This is a genomic window from Thermobaculum sp. T2p (assembly GCF_059335935.1).
Genome location: NZ_JANZYQ010000009.1, coordinates 47964 through 64353 on the forward strand (window position 1 = coordinate 47964; position 16390 = coordinate 64353).

Genomic DNA, 16390 nt, shown 5'->3' on the forward strand with positions numbered 1-16390 from the left:
ATTACAGTTTGTATCTCAAACTACGCTAATTGCCACATAACTCCTGGTGGAGGTAGATCTATGTCATACAGACGCTCAACCCAATCAGCGGAACCTATGCTGGATGCCTTGCAGATAGCTTCCGAGGCTATCAAACATGCAGAGCCTATACAAGGTGTGCCCAGTGGGGTCGAGGGCCTAGATAACTTATTCTATATAGCTGACTTTGAAAATGGTCACCCCGTTAGGCGTAACTTGGGAGGGTATCCGCAGGGGGCGGTTGTAAACCTAACAGGTGTGCCGGACACCGGGAAGAGTCTGATGGGGGAGCAGTTTGTAGTCAAGCAGGCTTCATTAGGTAATCCAATCCTATTTGTGACTGTTGAAACCCCTGCACCTTTTGTAAGTCAGAGTCTCGAATTCAGGGCAAACGCTATGGGGCTTCCATGGAAGGATATTCAAGATTCCATATACCTGCTGGATGCTGCAAGCAGATCACAATTACGCGAGGATCTTCCCAGTTTGCTTACCACCATGGCCTATGCCTATAAGCAACATCGAATCCGCCACACAGTTGTCGATTCTGTGACCGGACTTTATGAGGCCCGTGAGATAATGGCCCGTGGGATAGTTAGGGAAGTATATAACCTGATGAAGCGATGGCACCAGACCGCAATCCTAGTCACCCAGAAGCGCAGTGCACAGGAGGAGACTTCCGCTGAAGCAGCTGGAGGTTATGCGGTAGGACATATTGTAGACTGTACTATTGTGCTCTCCAAGCATCTCATTGAACGAGCATACGAGGAGAAGATTTATAAAGCTGCTCTAGGCGATGTAGTGCGTACCATTAGGATAGATGGGTGCAGGTTATCAGGGCATGATCAATCCACTCACATATTGGAGATAAGTGATCTGGGGCTGGTCAAGGTAGGCCCTCCTTTATCAACGATCTACTCCAATGATACGAGGTGATTTCCAAATTATAAGGAGGTGTCACGATGCCAGGTGAAGTGCAGCCAGTCAATGTAGATGTGGATGAGATAGTTCGTAAGGTTTATTTGAAGGCTATAGATGTGGTGGGTGGCCTACGTAAGCTTGTAGAGTACAGGAATCTAACTTGGGTGCCTTCTTTGATAGAGGCTTCCTATATAGTGGTTTTGCATGAACTTTATAATAAAACGGCAGACGAGATCGCTGAATTTTTGGGTATAAGTAGCTCTACGGTCTATAACGTTCTTCGAGCAGATACTGAGAAAGTATTAGAAAAACTAGAAGAGGAAAGGCAGCAGAAAGACCTAAGAACACATGTAGCTGGTGGCATAGCCAAGCTTGCTTTTCATGAGTTGCTGAAATCCGGCGAGATAGAGAAGTTGTAGAAGTTTTAGGACTTATAAGAGATTATAACAGCCAGGGATTACACCCTGGCTAGATTTTGTCTGGTGAGCTAATCTAATCTTGCCAAACTCAATTGGTGTGAATGCAATTGTATTCCACGACTAGTCAGTTCGATGTGTCGGTAGTTATCCCTGCTAGAAATGAATCGAAATATATATGCAGGGCAGTTTCTTCCATTGCCAAACAGGATTGGCCTTTGAATAGGTTAGAGGTGGTCGTTGTAGACAATGGCTCAACCGACGGTACCTCCGAAGTAGCTTCTGTATGTGCCAGTCGCTTTACAGGACTTAATTTCTCTTTGCTTGGTGAAAACCTGCGAGGTAGGGGAAGAGCAAAGAATCTTGGGGCCAAATTTGCTAAGGGCAGAATACTGATATTTATGGACGCTGACTCCTATGCTGCTCCCAACCTTATTGGCACTGTAATGCGCTATGTAGCTATGGGCTACCCTGTAGGTAGCATTAGAGTAAAAGCTGATTCAAACCATTTTATTGACTGTTTATTCTTCGATATGATGGAATACGGCAAGAAGCATTTTGGTATACGAGCTCAGATGGGTTATTTTGACCGGGAGCTCTTCTGGAGGGTGGGAGGGTTCGACGAATCCTTAGAAATAGCTGAGGATAAGAATCTCTTCGAGAGAATAATCAATCTGGGGGTGCCTACTTGCCACATAATGGAGACTTGGATAGCAACTTCTCCAAGAAGGTTACACACGCTGCCTCTCCACCTAGCAGTGATCACCATGTTTCTAAGATGGGCGTTGGCACACGTTGGTTTTGGAAGACGCTGGGTGTACTAGGTAAGCTGTTTTGGAGTATCCTGTGGCAGCTAGTTCGCCTGGGTTGAGCTGGCGGCGGTAAGGCAGTCGGAACCTTATCCGTGTGGCTCTGGTGGGAAAAGTTTACTATATGGTGGTGGAAGCTTCGTCCGTTATTCCCTGACTCTATACTCTCATATAAAGTCAATACTTATAAGGGAGGTCCTTTATCTCTCCCCGATGGTACCGTCGTCATGCCTGGCGACAGGGTAATTGACCTTCATTTGAATAATCCGATTTTAAGTCGTAAATTCCAAGAAGGAGCTTCCACATGGGAACTTATCAAAGAAGCGCGCAGGGAGCTGCGAGTATTATCATCACGTATAGCTTTAGGAACTCTACCGGACGTTGTGGCTGTTCGTGGTACTACATTACTTGTAGTACCATGTATCAGAATTGGGTTTACGGCCTTACCTTTGAGGAATAACTTATGGAACAGGTTCAGATTCTTTTTCTTTGTCGGTCTAAGGGCCATCTATCATCCACAAGGCTGGAAGGCTGCAGAGAGACTAGTACTACAGGGTTGGCCGCATAATGTTTGGATGAGTAAAGACCAACTCATTCATCGCTTTCCACCCATCTGATAATTGGCCTGTAGCTTCTAATTATTGTTCTTACTTAGTTCTTACTTATCAGCAGCTGATTCTATCCCGCAGCTGTTATTCGCACAAGGTGTGAATAGTGCCTGACCGTATTTGTCTTTACCGAAATTCCCAATCATCTTCTGAGTATCATGACTTAGCAGAAAGTCGACGAATGCTTTTGCCCCCTCAGCATTCACCTTGGGAAATTTATCTGGATTGATCTGGATCACGTGATATATGTTGAGTAACACGGGATCGCCCTCAAATAGTATGGATAGATCGAGTTGGTCTCTGAGCGCTAGGTACGTACCTCTATCAGTAAGTGTGTAGCCACCCTTCTCGGAGGCTATTTGTAGAGTCTGTCCCATGCTGTTACCTGTCTCCTGGTACCATTCTCCTTGAGGGCTGATACCTATCTGCTTCCAGATTTCCAGTTCCTTCTTGTTTGTGCCGGAATCATCTCCCCGCGAGAAGAATATCGACTTGCTGTTAGCTATTCTCCTGAAAGCCTCCATAACATCTTTCGCTGACTTGATATTTGCGGGATCGCTATGAGGCCCTACGACTACAAAGTCGTTGTACATTACGAGGTGCCTGTTTGTGCCTGCACCCGTCTTCATGAATTCCAGCTCAGAGGATGGGGCATGTACCAGTAGGACATCGGCGTTACCCTGCTCTCCCATCTCAAGTGCCTCTCCAGTTCCTACGGCTACTGTTTTTACGCGGTAGCCTGTTTGTTTTTCGAATTGAGGTATAAGTACATCAAGTAAGCCTGAGTCTTGAGTACTGGTAGTAGTTGCGAGAATTACGTCTCTCTTAGCAGATCCAGGTGGCGAACATCTGTAGGCTGATATGAGCCACAATACTGCCAGAGCGGCCATGCCTAACCTATATACTTTTTTAGACATACTTTCGCCCTCAATGTAAGTATAGGTCTTGAGCAAACTGCTAGAATTATAACACGATATCCCTATAGCTCTATTTTGCTTATTAAGGGTCTCATCATCTGTAATGGGCAAACAATATATAAAATGCTTTTGCCTACCTAGTTGACGTTTTATCGGCTCGATTTGTATATTATTAGCTGCAGGATTCGGTCCACCGCTGGCGCTAGTGCCAGAGGAACTTCCCCACTCCCAGCCCCGGGTCCGGACCTGCGAGGGCAAGGACGCCTGGCGAAACAGCAAGCCAGGGCGGGTCATGGCGAGAGCCGTGACGACCACAACCCCAACAGAAAACTAACCCGCCGATGGGCCCGTTAGGGTCACAGGTAAGGGGTGAAACAGCGGCGGTAAGATCGCCGCAGCGTCGGCAGTAATGTCGGCGGCTAGGGGAGTGTGCGTCCGGGAGCAAGGCAGTAATTGCCGCAGTGGCGAGCCGCCTAGGGCGAGCAGCCACCACGTCGTAAGGCGTGAGACAGATGGTGGACTAGAACAGAATGGGGGGTACGGAATCCTGCGAATGCCATGATGGGCCACCAGTTAGGTGGCCCATCATGTCTTTTAATCGGGCCGCTAATCTACTCCTATGTTCCAAGCCTCTTCTAGCTCTTGCTTCGAATAGACTTTGAAAGCCAGCATAGTCTTTGTCCTCACTACTTCTGGCAATGAAGCTATGTGATTTGTTACTACCTCGGAGAGCTGATCGTACTCCCTAAGTTTTAGAAGAGCTACAAGATCGTGATCACCTGTAACACTCCAGACTTCAGCTACTCCGTCTATGTCCACCAGCTTTTGAGCTGCCTCGTTAATACGACCCCTTTCTACATCTATCTCTACGAGTGCTGTAATCACTTGGCCCTCCTGGAAGGTTGGTATCTTGTGCTGAGTATAGCACTGTCTACCATGCTTCATCATAACTCGAGGGCAAAGATTAGATAGTACTATCTTTGATAGTAATCTATACTAGTGAATGATTGGCTCTTAGGAGGTTTCCCCAAATTGAATCAGCTTGATCTCAAAAGGATGGTAGCTTATAGAGCAGCACAACTCGTGCCCGATGGCGCATTATTAGGTTTGGGATCTGGATCCACCGCTGAGTTATTTGTGCAATTCCTAGGTGAGAGAGTAAGAAACGAAGGGTTAAGGGTCATAGGAGTTCCCACTAGCGAGAGGACTGTTGCAGCCGCCAAAGCAGCAGGAATAGAGCTTACTACATTGGAAGAAAATCCCGAGCTAGATATGGCCTTTGATGGTGCAGATGAGGTAGACCCTAAACTCAATCTTGTGAAGGGGCTAGGAGGAGCTTTAGCCAGGGAAAAGATAGTGGCTAAGGCTAGCAGAGTTTTCGTGGTGCTGGTGGATGAGTCGAAGTTGGTGGATGTCTTAGGCTCAAAATCCCCTGTGCCAGTAGAAGTGCTTCAATTTGGTTGGACTAGGACTTCGCGAGAGCTCGAGTCTATGGGTCTACAGCCGGTTCTGCGCAAGAGGGATGGGTTACCATATGTAACTGATAACGGTAATTATGTTCTTGACCTATACATTGGCCCTATATCTAATCCTAGCGACCTCGATCTCAAGTTACACCTTATAACAGGAGTCGTGGAGACAGGACTATTTATAGATATAGCTTCCCTAGTACTAGTAGGCACACAAGAGGGTGTGATAGAGATGAAAAGATCTCAAGATTAATTAGCTGTTTATGGAACTTGTCTCAGACGATATAGGTCTCATTTACGTATCCTTCTTTGGCTTAGAAGATGATTCCCAGTTTGAGGTTGATAAGTGGACTACGCTTTTGAACGATGGATCAACTCGCCCGCAGGGCATCACCCATTAATTGATAGTATGATGGTGCATATAGCTGCGTGGGGGGAGTACGCATTTATAGTTGTGGTAGCTCTATGGCTTTTGCAAGGCGTAATTACGGCTGATAGTTTAGAACTTCTCGGCGCTGTAACTGCTCTGCTAGCATCGGTGGCGGCATTATCCGCCAACCAGATTATAGCTCATATCTGGTACAGATCCAGACCTTACATCGCTCATCCTAATACAGTTCACTTGCTGCTCCATCACAATCCAGATGCTTCTTTTCCGAGCGATCATGCTGCAGCATCCATGGCAATATCCTTTGTGTTGGTGAATTTCCACAGGTATTTAGGTATATTGTTGCTGCTGTTTACGTTACTTATGTGCTACTCCCGGGTCTACGTGGGAGATCACTATCCGGGTGATATCTTTGCCGGGCTAATTGTAGGTCTAGTTTCTGCTCTTATGCTACTGTTTTGCTTCCAACGAGTTGCAGGGTATATAAGTAGTAGATTGGAAACTATACTTATTAAGGCTCGCGCTATGTTACTTTAGGGGATAAGACGTACTTGTATTGGAGGCGGTGGGGTCTGTCCTTTCCGTTTGTAGATCTTCTTTATCTCCTCATAGGCGAGTTTGTCGCACCTTTCGTTATCAGTGTTCCCTGCATGCCCTTTTACCCAGTAACACTTAACTAGGTGTCTAGACATAAGCTCATCTATTCTCTTCCAGAGGTCCGCGTTCTTGACGGAACCTTTCTGTAACCTGCCTTTAGCCTTCCACATTGGTAGCCACTCCATCATGCCTTTGCAAAGATATTCAGAATCTGTGTAAAGTTCTACCTCATGGGGCCCCTGAAGTGCCTCAAGGGCTTTTATTACTGCTGTCATCTCCATCCTATTGTTAGTAGTGTTTTCCTCGCCCCCTGAGATCTCTTGGACCTCTGAGTTGTAACGTATTACTGCTGCCCATCCACCTGGACCAGGATTAGGCTCACATCCACCGTCGGTATGTATGATTACTTTTTTCAACTTATCCCTTCCTAAATGACTCTATATTCAGGTGCCTTAAATCCTACCATCTGGAGTAGATCTTTTGCCTACTGGCATATCTCCTGCTTACATCCTTCCAATAACAATTTAGGAGGTTTGATGGTGGAACTTAGGTTGGAAGGCAAGGTTTCACTTGTTACAGGTGGAGGATCTGGCATCGGTGAAGCAGCCGCTGTTCTTATGGCCGATAACGGAGCTAAGGTGGGCGTGCTTGACTTCAGGCAGGAGGCTGCTGATAAGGTGTCTAAGCAAATTGTAGACAGAGGGGGAAGCGCTATACCTCTTGTGGCAGATGTCTCTAACCCAGAGCAGGTGAAAAGTGCTATAGATAGTTTGGTAAACGAGTGGGGGAGACTGGATATAGTGTTTGCTAATGCTGGGATAAACGGTGTATGGGCTCCTCTAGAGGAATTAGAGCCGCAGGAATGGGATAGGACTTTGGCTATAAACCTGAAAGGCACTTTTCTTACAGTGAAGTATGCTATCCCATACCTTAAAGAAAGAGGTGGATCGATAATCATAACTTCTTCCATAAATGGCACGAGAGTCTTCAGCAATACTGGAGCTACTGCCTATTCTTGCTCAAAAGGCGCTCAGGTTGTGTTTACTCAGATGGCAGCACTTGAGCTTGCTCAATATAAGATAAGAGTGAATGCTATATGCCCTGGTGCTATAGAAACCAATATAGATGAGCGTACTGAGAAACGTGACACAGAAGAAGTTGAGCTACCTGTTGAGTTCCCAGAAGGCTCTTTTCCTTTGGAAGGTGGGCCTGGGAATCCTCAACAGGTAGCTAATCTCGTACTATTTTTGGCCTCAGATGCTTCTAGCCACATAACAGGTACTCCTATCTGGATAGAAGGTGCAGAGTCCTTGCTAAGAGGTTAGACTCCACTGAAAGCTGAGAATCCGCCATCTACTGGTACGACTACGCCTGTTACAAAGCTAGAGGCTGGAGAACATAACCAGAGCAATGTCGTTATGAGTTCCTCTGGCCTGCCAAACCTGCCTAGAGGAGTCCGGTTTATAATCAGCTTACCTCGGGGAGTAGGATTGCCATCAGAGTTGATGAGTACGGAACGGTTTTGTTCTCCTAGGAAGAAGCCTGGAGCTATAGCGTTCACTCTCACCCCCTCTCCGAATTTGTGAGCTAGCTCCACTGCTAACCATTGGGTGAAATTAGTTACTGCTGCCTTGGCAGCTGAGTATCCCATAGTGCGAGTTATAGCTCGGAGAGCTGCCATAGAAGATATATTGACTATGCAACCAGATGGTTGCTGTACGTGTTCCCCCCTTACCATGGCTTCTCCAAATACCATGGTTGGTAGTATTGTGCCATAGAAGTTGAGGTCAACTACTCTTCGTGTTGCCTCGATAGGTACATCAAAGATCGAGCCTTGAGGAGGTACAAATGCATCAGGTACGTTACCTCCAGCAGCATTTACCAGTATATCGATGCGTCCCCATTCTTGGATTACTCGGTTGCGTATTTCTATTAGTTGATCCTGCCTGAGAACATCAGCAGGCAGTGCCATAGAAGTGCCACCTTCTGCTTGTATGGAATCTGCTACTTCCTTGGCTTTGGCTTCCCTCCTGCCTATTATGCCGACTCGAGCCCCAGCTCTGGCTAATCCATGGGCCATGGCACCTCCTAGAACGCCAGTTGAACCTGTGACTAGGGCTACCTTACCTTCAAGGTTGAACAACTCATACAGATAATCCTTGCTTGCAACGGTCACAGCACCACTCCTCCAGAAACCTTACTTGAAGATGGATTATAAAGCCTTAACGCTTATTAGTCGAGTTGCTTAGGTGTTACACTAAGGCTAAAATGCGCTTGCCGTTCACAAGAAAGGATTTGTTAGTATGCTAAGTGTAGAGGAAGCCGAGAAGAGGATCTTGGATTCCATTCATATTCTCGATGATGTTGAGGTGTCACTGCTTGATGCCTTGGGACTCACTCTAGCCGAGGACGTAATAGCTACTTTCGATGTTCCGCCTCATTCTAATTCAGCTATGGATGGCTATGCCGTTAGAGCAGAGGATATTGTTGGAGCTTCAAAGGATAATCCAGTAAGTCTCCAGGTTATAGCTAGTGTCCCTGCTGGTTATTTGGCAGATCAAGCTGTGCAGCCTGGTACAGCTATTAGAATCATGACTGGTGCGCCTTTGCCGGAAGGAGCGGATACCGTTGTGCAGGTGGAGCTTACAGAGACTCAAAGGGACAATGTATTGATTAAGGCTTCCCTGCCAAAGGGTAGGAATGTTAGGTTGGCGGGAGAGGATATAAAGTCTGGGCAGAAAGTCTTGAGCTCTGGAGATGTCATAAGCGCTGCCGATATCGGGGTATTAGCAAGCTTAGGGCGAAAGACTGTCCGGTGTATTCGCCGACCTAAAGTGGCGATACTTGCTACTGGTGACGAGGTGGTTGAGCCCGGAGAAGTTCTGCCTCCGGGTAAGATTTACAACTCCAACAGCTATGCCGTTGCTGCTCAAGTGAAAGAGGCAGGAGGTGTACCTGTGCTATTAGGAATAGCCCGAGATACCAGAGAGAGCTTGGTGAACAAGTTACAGGAGGCACTTGCGCTGCAGGTAGACTTGATAGTATCCAGCGGTGGAGTATCTGTGGGCGATTTTGATCTGGTGAAGGACATGTTGATGGCTGAGGGCAGCATGGAGTTCTGGCAAGTAAACGTGAAGCCTGGTAAGCCACTGGCATTTGGTCATGTTCGTGGAGTGCCTATGCTTGGGCTCCCAGGCAACCCTGTGTCCTCCATGATCTCTTTTGAGCTTTTTGGAAGACCAGCAATCAAGAAGATGATGCAACAATACCCCGAAGAGCGGACAATAGTAACTGCTTTTATGGAGGAAGGTTACAAGAAGACTGATGCCCGTCGTCATTTCGTGAGGGTAAAGCTTAATAGATCAAATGACAAGCTTTTTGCACGTTTGACAGGAGAGCAAGGATCAGGCATATTGACCTCGCTGATGCATGCAGATGGTATAGCTATCGTACCGGAAGATAAACCTGCACTAGAGCCAGGTGATGAGGTCAAAGTCATATTGATTCGCTAACATAGCTTGGAGATTCAGCAGAAAACAGGTAGGAGGGTAACAGTTGTCTGAGAATCAGGAGTTTGACATAGCCGTAATAGGTGGTGGCCCAGCAGGATATGTGGCTGGCATATATGCCCAACAGATGGGTGCCAGAGCTGTAGTGATAGAAAAGCAGTATTGGGGAGGCACTTGTCTCAATGTGGGTTGTATTCCAACGAAGGCCATGGTAAGCACTGTTGAGGTACTTAAGTTGGCGCGACAGGGGGCTGAGATGGGCCTTAGGGGAGATATCGAGCCCGATTTTGATGCGATAGTTGCTCGGCGTGACAAAGTAGTGAAGCAGCTAGTGTCTGGAGTGCAAGGACTACTGAGGGCTAATGGAGCTGCTCAGATATTTGGGGAAGCCACAATCAAGACGCCTAATGAGATCGAGGTGCGTACCCAGGAGGGTACGCAAACGGTTAGAACACGCAACATACTTATAGCTACTGGATCTGTCCCCGCCAAACCACCGGTAGAAGGGATGGATCTGCCAGGCGTGGTGGACAGTACAGGATTGCTAGCTCTTAAGGAGCAACCGAAGGAGCTAGTTATTATAGGCGGGGGCTACATAGGGATAGAGTTTGCAAGTATCTTCGTGAATCTCGGCACCAAAGTGACAGTGATCGAGATGCTTCCACGCATCCTTGCTGGCTATGATGAGGAACTCACCAAGCGACTGCAACAGCTTCTGCAGCGCGATGGGGTAGAGTTTCACCTAAACGCCCCAGTACAGGCAGTGGAACAGGGCGAAGGCAAGCTTTCGGTCAGATACAGTGAGAACGGACAGGAGAAGGTAGCAGAAGGGGATGTAGTGCTTGTGGCCACCGGTAGGACTCCCTATACGGAAGGTCTTGGACTAGACAACTTGGGTGTTGAGATGAATAAGAGAGCCGTTAAAGTAGATGACAGGATGCAAACTAATATCCCGAATGTATACGCTGCAGGTGACGTGGTGGCCAAGATGCCACTGGCGCACGTGGCTTGGACTGAGGCACAGGTAGCAGTCCGTAATATGCTAGGTAAGAGGACCAAGATGGAGTACTTTGCTGTACCTTCTTGCGTGTTCTCTGTCCCTGAGATGGCTAGCGTAGGGCTTACCGAGCAGGCTGCTTATGAGCAAGGATACGAGATTAAAGTCGGCAGGTTTCCCTTCTCAGCTAATGGAAGAGCGCTAGGCATGGGAGAGTCACAAGGTCTAGTCAAGATCATATCTGAGGCGGATTCAGGAGAGATACTGGGGGCGCATATTTTGGGTCCGCATGCTTCCGACCTCATAGCAGAGGTAACACTTGCGATGGAAATGGGTGCAACTGCTGAAGACGTTGATCTCACTATTCATGCACATCCTACTCTGCCTGAAGCGATCCAGGAGGCAGCGTTGGCTACGACAGGACGTGCAATACACTATGTAGTCAGATGATTCACAGATGATTAGAGGAAATACATGCCCGGTAGAGGTGGTCCGTATCTAAAGCCAGGATGGTTTGTGAAAAACCTGATCAATCCTTTATTGATGAGACTGGGATTAGTGCCTGTGCTTGTAGTTCGCGGCAGAAGGACAGGTAAGCTGCGAAGTGTACCCGTTAACGTGCTTGAGTACCAAGGCCAAAAATATCTTGTGGCAACTAGGGGTAACACCGACTGGGTGCTTAATCTGAGATCTGCTGGAGAGGGCATGATTCGCTTCAAAGGAAAGACTGAACACTTTAGAGCTGTAGAGATACCAGATCACGATAAGTCCCCTATTATTCAAGCCTATCTTCAAAAGTGGGGAGCTCAGGTAAAGAAGCAGTTTGAAGCCTTGCCTGAATCAGATGATCACCCTGTTTTCAGAATGGATAGCTCTACGACAGAAATGAGCTAATAGTAGCTCCAATGAAATAGTTGCTCCTGCCGAGTCGGATATAAAATGCTTTCAGAGAGTACCAGTAAGGAGCTGAATTGCCATGAAAGTTGAGCACTTTGAATCGATCTTGAGAGCTCGGCAGGAGTTCCCATCCGTAACTGCACCAGGCGCTCCCGTGTTTTTCGATAATCCTGGAGGTACGCAGGTACCACATCAGGTTGCGGAGGCTATATCTTACTATTTGACACATAACAATGCTAACTCGCATGGAGCCTTTGAAAACAGTAAAAAGACAGACGCCTTAGTAGAAGATGCGCGTCAAGCTATGGCAGATTTTCTAGGAGCCAATTCTCATGAGGAGATAGTGTTCGGCCCAAATATGACTACTCTCACCTTTTCTATTAGTCGAGCCTTGGGTAGGATCCTGCAACCTGGTGATGAGATCGTGGTTACAACCCTAGATCATGATGCCAATGTTGCGCCCTGGCTATTGTTGGCTGAGGATAAGGGGCTTACGATTCGGACAGTGGATATCAATCCGGAGGATTGCACACTTAGTGTTGATTCCCTACATGGGGCTGTAAGTCCTCGCACCCGTATCATAGCTGTAACCTATGCGTCCAACGCAGTTGGAACTATAGTCGACGTACAAAACATAACTAGAATAGGACACGAGGTAGGAGCACTTGTCTTTATAGACGCTGTTCATTATGCAGCGCATGGGCCAATCGATGTAACGGCTATCGGATGTGATGTGCTGGCTTGTTCAGCCTACAAGTTCTTTGGGCCACATGTAGGCGTGCTCTATATTCGACGAGATCTCTCGGAAATGCTTAGACCTTATAAGGTCAGGCCAGCATCTAATAAGCCGCCCTATAAGTGGGAGACTGGGACTCCAAGCTACGAACTTTTGGCAGGAATTACCCCTGCTGTGGATCATATAGCCTCTCTAGGGAGTGGGAATACTAGGAGGGAGAGAATCCTATCTGCTATGCATACTATTCAAGAATATGAAGCCTATATAGGTAAGCCGTTGCTGGAAGGATTGCTTTCTTTACCAGTGAACATCTATGGTATTAGAGATCTGAATAGATGGCATGAGAGGGTTGCCACATTCGCTTTTAGGTGTGAAAGTATCCATCCTCGGAATATGGCTCAGATGCTGGCTGAAAAGGGATTTAATGTATGGGATGGAAACTATTATGCCCTATCGCTTATGCAGAGGCTGGGACTTGAAGATAGTGGTGGGGCAGTGCGCATAGGGTTGGCCCACTATAATACACGTGAAGAGGTTGATCGTTTCCTTAATGCCCTAGAGGATATTGTAGTGGGTAGTGGTGTTTAGAAGTGAAGTATAGGATGATTGCCCTTGACCTGGATGGTACCTTGCTGGATTCTCATGGCCGCGTACGTCCCCGTGTAAAAGAGGCTGTTAGGAAGGCAATAGATCTTGGAGTTATAGTGACTATTGCCACTGGCAGGAGATTGCATTTTGCCCAGAAGATAGCTGAGGAGATTGGTATAGACGTGCCGCTTGTCCTTCATGGTGGTACCCTCATCCAGGACTCCGCTACGGGAGAGGTGATCTACGAGGACGTAATGTCCCCAAGATTGGTACAAGAGGCTGTAGAACTTGTTGTAAATTACGGTCATCAGCCAGTGTTATTTGTGAGCCCTTCCGTGGGGGGTGGACTATTGGCTGGACCACCAGAGAAGGACAGCATTCTAGCATCGCAGTATCTGAACAGTCAGCGCAACGTGAAACGACTGTCGTACGACGAGCTCGCGAGGGCCGAGCATGTGCTTAGCGTTTGGGTGATAGAAGATCATGATGTACTTGGGCCTCTTTACGAAGCAGTTGTCAAGAGGTCCTACTACAAGGTTCTGCTGTGGGGGCCAGAGCCTGACAAGCCAGATACCGGCTACTTACTAGATATACTCAACGTAGGGGCCTCCAAAGCCAAGGCACTGAGACACTTAGCTGCTAGCTATGGCATCCGTATGGAGGAGGTCATGGCTATAGGAGATCAGATAAACGATCTTGAAATGATGGAGGCAGCGGGTCTAGGGGTAGCCATGGGTAATGCCATATTACCCGTAAGAGAGCTCGCTAATGCTGTTGTAAGTTCGAACGATGAAGATGGCGTGGCAGAAGCTATCGAAAGATTCGTCCTCTCTGAGGGGGCTGTAGGGGATGAGGCGCAGGTTCGAAGGTAGATCTGTGATAGTAACGGGTGGCACAAGTGGTATAGGTCTCGAGATAGCGATCAGCTTCCTGAGAGAAGGTGCAAGCGTTTTGATCACGGGTAGGGATAGAGAAAGGGGTAAGGATGCTGAGACTCGTCTCACCTCTTTAGGTCCTTGTTGCTTCATATCAGCTGATGCCTCCAGTGTCGACGATGTGGAGTCAGTCATGGAGCGAGTGGTAGCTTTGTATGGTGGGCTGGATGTGCTAGTGAACAACGCAGGAGTGGGGCTAGTGGCCCCCATATCGGAAACCAGCGAGGACGACTGGGACCGTATTATGGATGTGAACGTGAAGGGTTACTTCCTGCATGCACGCGCAGCCTTGCCCTTGCTTGCCGAACGGAAGGGCTGTATGGTGCACGTGGCTTCGGATGCTGGCCTGATCGGGGAGAGGATGGCTGGTGCTTACTCCGTGAGCAAGGCCGCTGTGATCATGCTCTCCAAGATGTTCGCGCTGGATGGAGGGCCGCTGGGTGTCCGCTCCAACTGCGTATGCCCTGGAGACACCACTCCCGGAATGAGACATATGATATTGCCGGGTGGGAAGATGAGACCTAATGATCACTGGCATGCATGGCCGCTACCACCGATCGGCAGGTATGGCACGGCGGAGGATGTAGCCTCTGCCGTGACCTTCCTCGCATCCGATGAGGCAAGCTTCTGCAGCGGCGCCGTGCTTCTTGTAGATGGAGGTATGCGTGCAGGCTTCCTCGATAGGTAGCGATAATCTGGGCTAGATTTATTTGCTCCTGCTTGCTAACTGGGTAGTGCAGAATAGAATTATGCGCATTGATCTAGCTGACAACATCCTTTTACCCCCTTAGGTACACGGAACTATTCTTGGATTTCAAGTCAAACTGTGTAGTATGCATGAACACCGTGCGTATTTCCTACACAAACACCATCTGCATTGCTATAATTATTTTTGCATGGGCTCGTAGCTCAGCGGTTAGAGCAAGCGGCTCATAACCGCAAGGTCGCAGGTTCGAATCCTGCCGAGCCCACCGGCCGCGAGAGCGGCCTTTTGCTTTTTAAGCTAAACTTTGCATACGCTAACCTCATATGTGCCTTTTGTGGGATATACTTTCATCAGGAAGTATCCTATAAATGGTAAAGTAGAATGTTCCCAAGTATCCGATCCTTTTTGGCATTTAGCTATACGGTCACAGTACTGCTTATAGTCTCAGCTCTCAGCGTGGGAATAGAGCATATAGTAGAGCGCACCCTGCACGATTCTATCGATGGTTCCTTAAAAGAATACTCCCAGCAAGTATCTCAGTACTTGGTGTCAGACACCGATACCGATATAGCTGAACAGATCGAACGGCTGATAGCTGTAATAAACTTGGGGCGGCAGAGTGAGGAGAGTGTCCAGCTCAGATTATATGGTCCTGATGGACTACCCCTAGCTCCCACCATAAGTGATACGAACATTCCTGATGCTAATCCTGGTTTCCTCAAGAGAGTTAAACGTCCTGTGCTGCAGACCATGATGCTGGACGATGGCAGTAGGATGAGGGTGCTTACTAGACCCATCAAATACGGGACCGAGGTGCTTGGTTACCTGCAGGTTGGTAGGAGTCTTGAACCTGTTGACAGGATACTTGCTAGGTTAAAGACCATACTTATACTTGGCGGAGCAGTGGCTTCGGTATCCGCAGGAGTATTGGCATATTTCCTGGCATGGCAGGCGCTTAGGCCATTCTCTCGCATTGTAGAGGATACGCGTAAGATTGGTGTTGATGATCTTAGTAAGAGATTGCCTGCAGACTATGGAGTACTTGAGGTCAATAGACTAGCTCGTACTTTCAACTCCCTGTTAAACAGACTTGAGAAGGCTTTTGAAAGCCAAAAGAGATTTGTAGCAGACGCCTCTCATGAGCTCCGCACTCCTTTGACAACCATTAGGGGGAATGCGGAAGTGATGCTCATGGATCCAACTCTACCTCCTGATGTCAGGGAAGGGCTAGAGAACATACGTGGTGAAGTGTCTAGGTTAAGTCGTCTGGTCTCTAATCTGTTGATGCTGGCGAGAGCAGATGCTGGACAGGTAAATCTGACGTACAGACCGGTCAATCTGCATGATGTAGTTTTGGATACTCTCAAGCAGATGCACACCTCTATTGACGGTCTATCTGTAAGGCTTGAGCGTGAAGATCAGGTGATGGTATCTGGTGATGCTGATCAGCTCAAACAGGTGATGCTGAATCTACTGGATAATGCATTCAAATATACACCTAAAGGCGGCAGTGTTTATGTGTCGGTATATGCCGAACCTCCATGGGCCAAGGTTGAGATCAGGGATACGGGGATAGGTATAGCTCCATCTGAGCTTAATAGAATATTTGAGAGGTTTTATAGATCTAGCAAAGCTCCCAAAGGTGCGGGTAGTGGCCTGGGGCTCTCTATAGCTCAATGGGTAATAAGGGCTCACAACGGACGTATAACTGTCAGTAGCAAGCAAGGGGAGGGAAGTACCTTTACTGTATGGTTACCTCTCTTTGAGAGTGACTCTACATATAATCGCGAAGAAGAAAGACACTCTAGTGCACAGACTCAAAGTTTAGCTCCCAATTTATAACCCTCTTCTAACCTTCAAGTAACTTGTCTGTAACGGGATA

The 16390-nt window shown here is 47.7% G+C and carries 18 protein-coding genes and 1 tRNA gene; 15 read left to right on the forward strand and 4 right to left on the reverse strand.

What is annotated here, in order from left to right; all coding sequences use genetic code 11:
* Positions 1-60 precede the first annotated feature (60 nt).
* The 4 genes from N2245_RS04920 (at position 61) to N2245_RS04935 (ending at position 2778) form a co-directional block, all read left to right on the forward strand.
* Positions 61-951 (forward strand): KaiC domain-containing protein, encoded by an 891-nt coding sequence (locus N2245_RS04920; protein WP_494535619.1) that lies wholly within the window; start codon positions 61-63, stop codon positions 949-951.
* A 26-nt stretch (positions 952-977) separates the two neighbouring features.
* Complete coding sequence (locus tag N2245_RS04925) at positions 978-1355, forward strand: regulatory domain protein (protein WP_494535620.1); 378 nt, start codon at positions 978-980, stop codon at positions 1353-1355.
* 101 nt (positions 1356-1456) lie between these two features.
* The gene (locus tag N2245_RS04930) at positions 1457-2176 is read left to right on the forward strand and encodes a glycosyltransferase family 2 protein (protein WP_494535621.1); all 720 of its coding nucleotides are present in this window, start codon (positions 1457-1459) and stop codon (positions 2174-2176) included.
* Positions 2177-2256: 80 nt separating this feature from the next.
* Complete coding sequence (locus N2245_RS04935) at positions 2257-2778, forward strand: YkoP family protein (RefSeq protein ID WP_494535622.1); 522 nt, start codon at positions 2257-2259, stop codon at positions 2776-2778.
* Between the two features lie 41 nt (positions 2779-2819).
* Here N2245_RS04935 and N2245_RS04940 read toward each other — a convergent pair whose 3' ends face one another.
* A complete protein-coding gene (locus tag N2245_RS04940) occupies positions 2820-3686 on the reverse strand; it encodes an ABC transporter substrate-binding protein (protein WP_494535623.1) in 867 nt (288 codons plus the stop codon).
* Positions 3687-4292: 606 nt separating this feature from the next.
* Positions 4293-4571 (reverse strand): Lrp/AsnC family transcriptional regulator, encoded by a 279-nt coding sequence (locus tag N2245_RS04945; RefSeq protein ID WP_012875399.1) that lies wholly within the window; start codon positions 4569-4571, stop codon positions 4293-4295.
* Positions 4572-4718: 147 nt separating this feature from the next.
* Here N2245_RS04945 and rpiA point away from each other — a divergent pair, with 147 nt between their 5' ends.
* A complete protein-coding gene (gene rpiA, locus N2245_RS04950) occupies positions 4719-5408 on the forward strand; it encodes a ribose-5-phosphate isomerase RpiA (RefSeq protein ID WP_494535624.1) in 690 nt (229 codons plus the stop codon).
* A 93-nt stretch (positions 5409-5501) separates the two neighbouring features.
* Positions 5502-6080: a phosphatase PAP2 family protein gene (locus N2245_RS04955; RefSeq protein ID WP_494535625.1), complete on the forward strand. Its 579-nt coding sequence runs from the start codon at positions 5502-5504 to the stop codon at positions 6078-6080.
* Here the strand turns inward: N2245_RS04955 and rnhA are convergent.
* The gene (rnhA, locus tag N2245_RS04960) at positions 6077-6556 is read right to left on the reverse strand and encodes a ribonuclease HI (protein WP_494535626.1); all 480 of its coding nucleotides are present in this window, start codon (positions 6554-6556) and stop codon (positions 6077-6079) included. The genes N2245_RS04955 and rnhA overlap by 4 nt on opposite strands.
* 120 nt (positions 6557-6676) lie before the next feature.
* Between rnhA and N2245_RS04965 the strand changes: the two genes are divergently transcribed.
* Complete coding sequence (locus tag N2245_RS04965; protein WP_494535627.1) at positions 6677-7465, forward strand: SDR family oxidoreductase; 789 nt, start codon at positions 6677-6679, stop codon at positions 7463-7465.
* Here N2245_RS04965 and N2245_RS04970 read toward each other — a convergent pair.
* Positions 7462-8316, reverse strand: coding sequence for an SDR family oxidoreductase (locus N2245_RS04970; RefSeq protein WP_494535628.1), 855 nt, complete (start codon positions 8314-8316; stop codon positions 7462-7464). The two genes, N2245_RS04965 and N2245_RS04970, sit on opposite strands and share 4 nt — an antisense overlap.
* Positions 8317-8443: 127 nt before the next feature.
* On the opposite strand from N2245_RS04970, the gene N2245_RS04975 reads away from it, so the two are divergent.
* The 8 genes from N2245_RS04975 to N2245_RS05010 all read left to right on the forward strand — a co-directional run bounded on the left by N2245_RS04975 (position 8444) and on the right by N2245_RS05010 (position 16350).
* Positions 8444-9652: a molybdopterin molybdotransferase MoeA gene (locus N2245_RS04975; RefSeq protein WP_494535629.1), complete on the forward strand. Its 1209-nt coding sequence runs from the start codon at positions 8444-8446 to the stop codon at positions 9650-9652.
* Between the two features lie 43 nt (positions 9653-9695).
* Positions 9696-11096: a dihydrolipoyl dehydrogenase gene (gene lpdA / locus N2245_RS04980; protein WP_494535630.1), complete on the forward strand. Its 1401-nt coding sequence runs from the start codon at positions 9696-9698 to the stop codon at positions 11094-11096.
* Between the two features lie 24 nt (positions 11097-11120).
* On the forward strand, positions 11121-11540 hold the full coding sequence (locus tag N2245_RS04985; RefSeq protein ID WP_494535631.1) for a nitroreductase family deazaflavin-dependent oxidoreductase: 420 nt from the start codon (positions 11121-11123) through the stop codon (positions 11538-11540).
* Positions 11541-11622: 82 nt separating this feature from the next.
* Positions 11623-12867 carry a cysteine desulfurase-like protein gene (locus tag N2245_RS04990; protein WP_494535632.1) on the forward strand — a complete coding sequence of 415 codons (1245 nt, stop codon included), beginning with the start codon at positions 11623-11625 and terminating at the stop codon, positions 12865-12867.
* A 2-nt stretch (positions 12868-12869) separates the two neighbouring features.
* Positions 12870-13739 carry a Cof-type HAD-IIB family hydrolase gene (locus N2245_RS04995; protein WP_494535633.1) on the forward strand — a complete coding sequence of 290 codons (870 nt, stop codon included), beginning with the start codon at positions 12870-12872 and terminating at the stop codon, positions 13737-13739.
* The gene (locus N2245_RS05000; RefSeq protein ID WP_494535634.1) at positions 13717-14490 is read left to right on the forward strand and encodes an SDR family NAD(P)-dependent oxidoreductase; all 774 of its coding nucleotides are present in this window, start codon (positions 13717-13719) and stop codon (positions 14488-14490) included. Before N2245_RS04995 ends, N2245_RS05000 begins: the two co-directional genes overlap by 23 nt.
* Positions 14491-14700: 210 nt before the next feature.
* A tRNA-Ile gene (locus N2245_RS05005) sits at positions 14701-14773 on the forward strand.
* 140 nt (positions 14774-14913) lie between these two features.
* Positions 14914-16350: a sensor histidine kinase gene (locus N2245_RS05010; protein WP_494535635.1), complete on the forward strand. Its 1437-nt coding sequence runs from the start codon at positions 14914-14916 to the stop codon at positions 16348-16350.
* Positions 16351-16390 lie beyond the last annotated feature (40 nt).

Coding starts and splice junctions, on each gene's coding strand:
- N2245_RS04920 (WP_494535619.1), top strand. CDS start 61: ATGTCATACAGACGCTCAACCCAATCAGCGGAACCTATGCTGGATGCC.
- N2245_RS04925 (WP_494535620.1), top strand. CDS start 978: ATGCCAGGTGAAGTGCAGCCAGTCAATGTAGATGTGGATGAGATAGTT.
- N2245_RS04930 (WP_494535621.1), top strand. CDS start 1,457: ATGCAATTGTATTCCACGACTAGTCAGTTCGATGTGTCGGTAGTTATC.
- N2245_RS04940 (WP_494535623.1), bottom strand. CDS start 3,686: ATGTCTAAAAAAGTATATAGGTTAGGCATGGCCGCTCTGGCAGTATTG.
- N2245_RS04965 (WP_494535627.1), top strand. CDS start 6,677: ATGGTGGAACTTAGGTTGGAAGGCAAGGTTTCACTTGTTACAGGTGGA.
- N2245_RS04975 (WP_494535629.1), top strand. CDS start 8,444: ATGCTAAGTGTAGAGGAAGCCGAGAAGAGGATCTTGGATTCCATTCAT.
- N2245_RS04985 (WP_494535631.1), top strand. CDS start 11,121: ATGCCCGGTAGAGGTGGTCCGTATCTAAAGCCAGGATGGTTTGTGAAA.
- N2245_RS04990 (WP_494535632.1), top strand. CDS start 11,623: ATGAAAGTTGAGCACTTTGAATCGATCTTGAGAGCTCGGCAGGAGTTC.
- N2245_RS05000 (WP_494535634.1), top strand. CDS start 13,717: ATGAGGCGCAGGTTCGAAGGTAGATCTGTGATAGTAACGGGTGGCACA.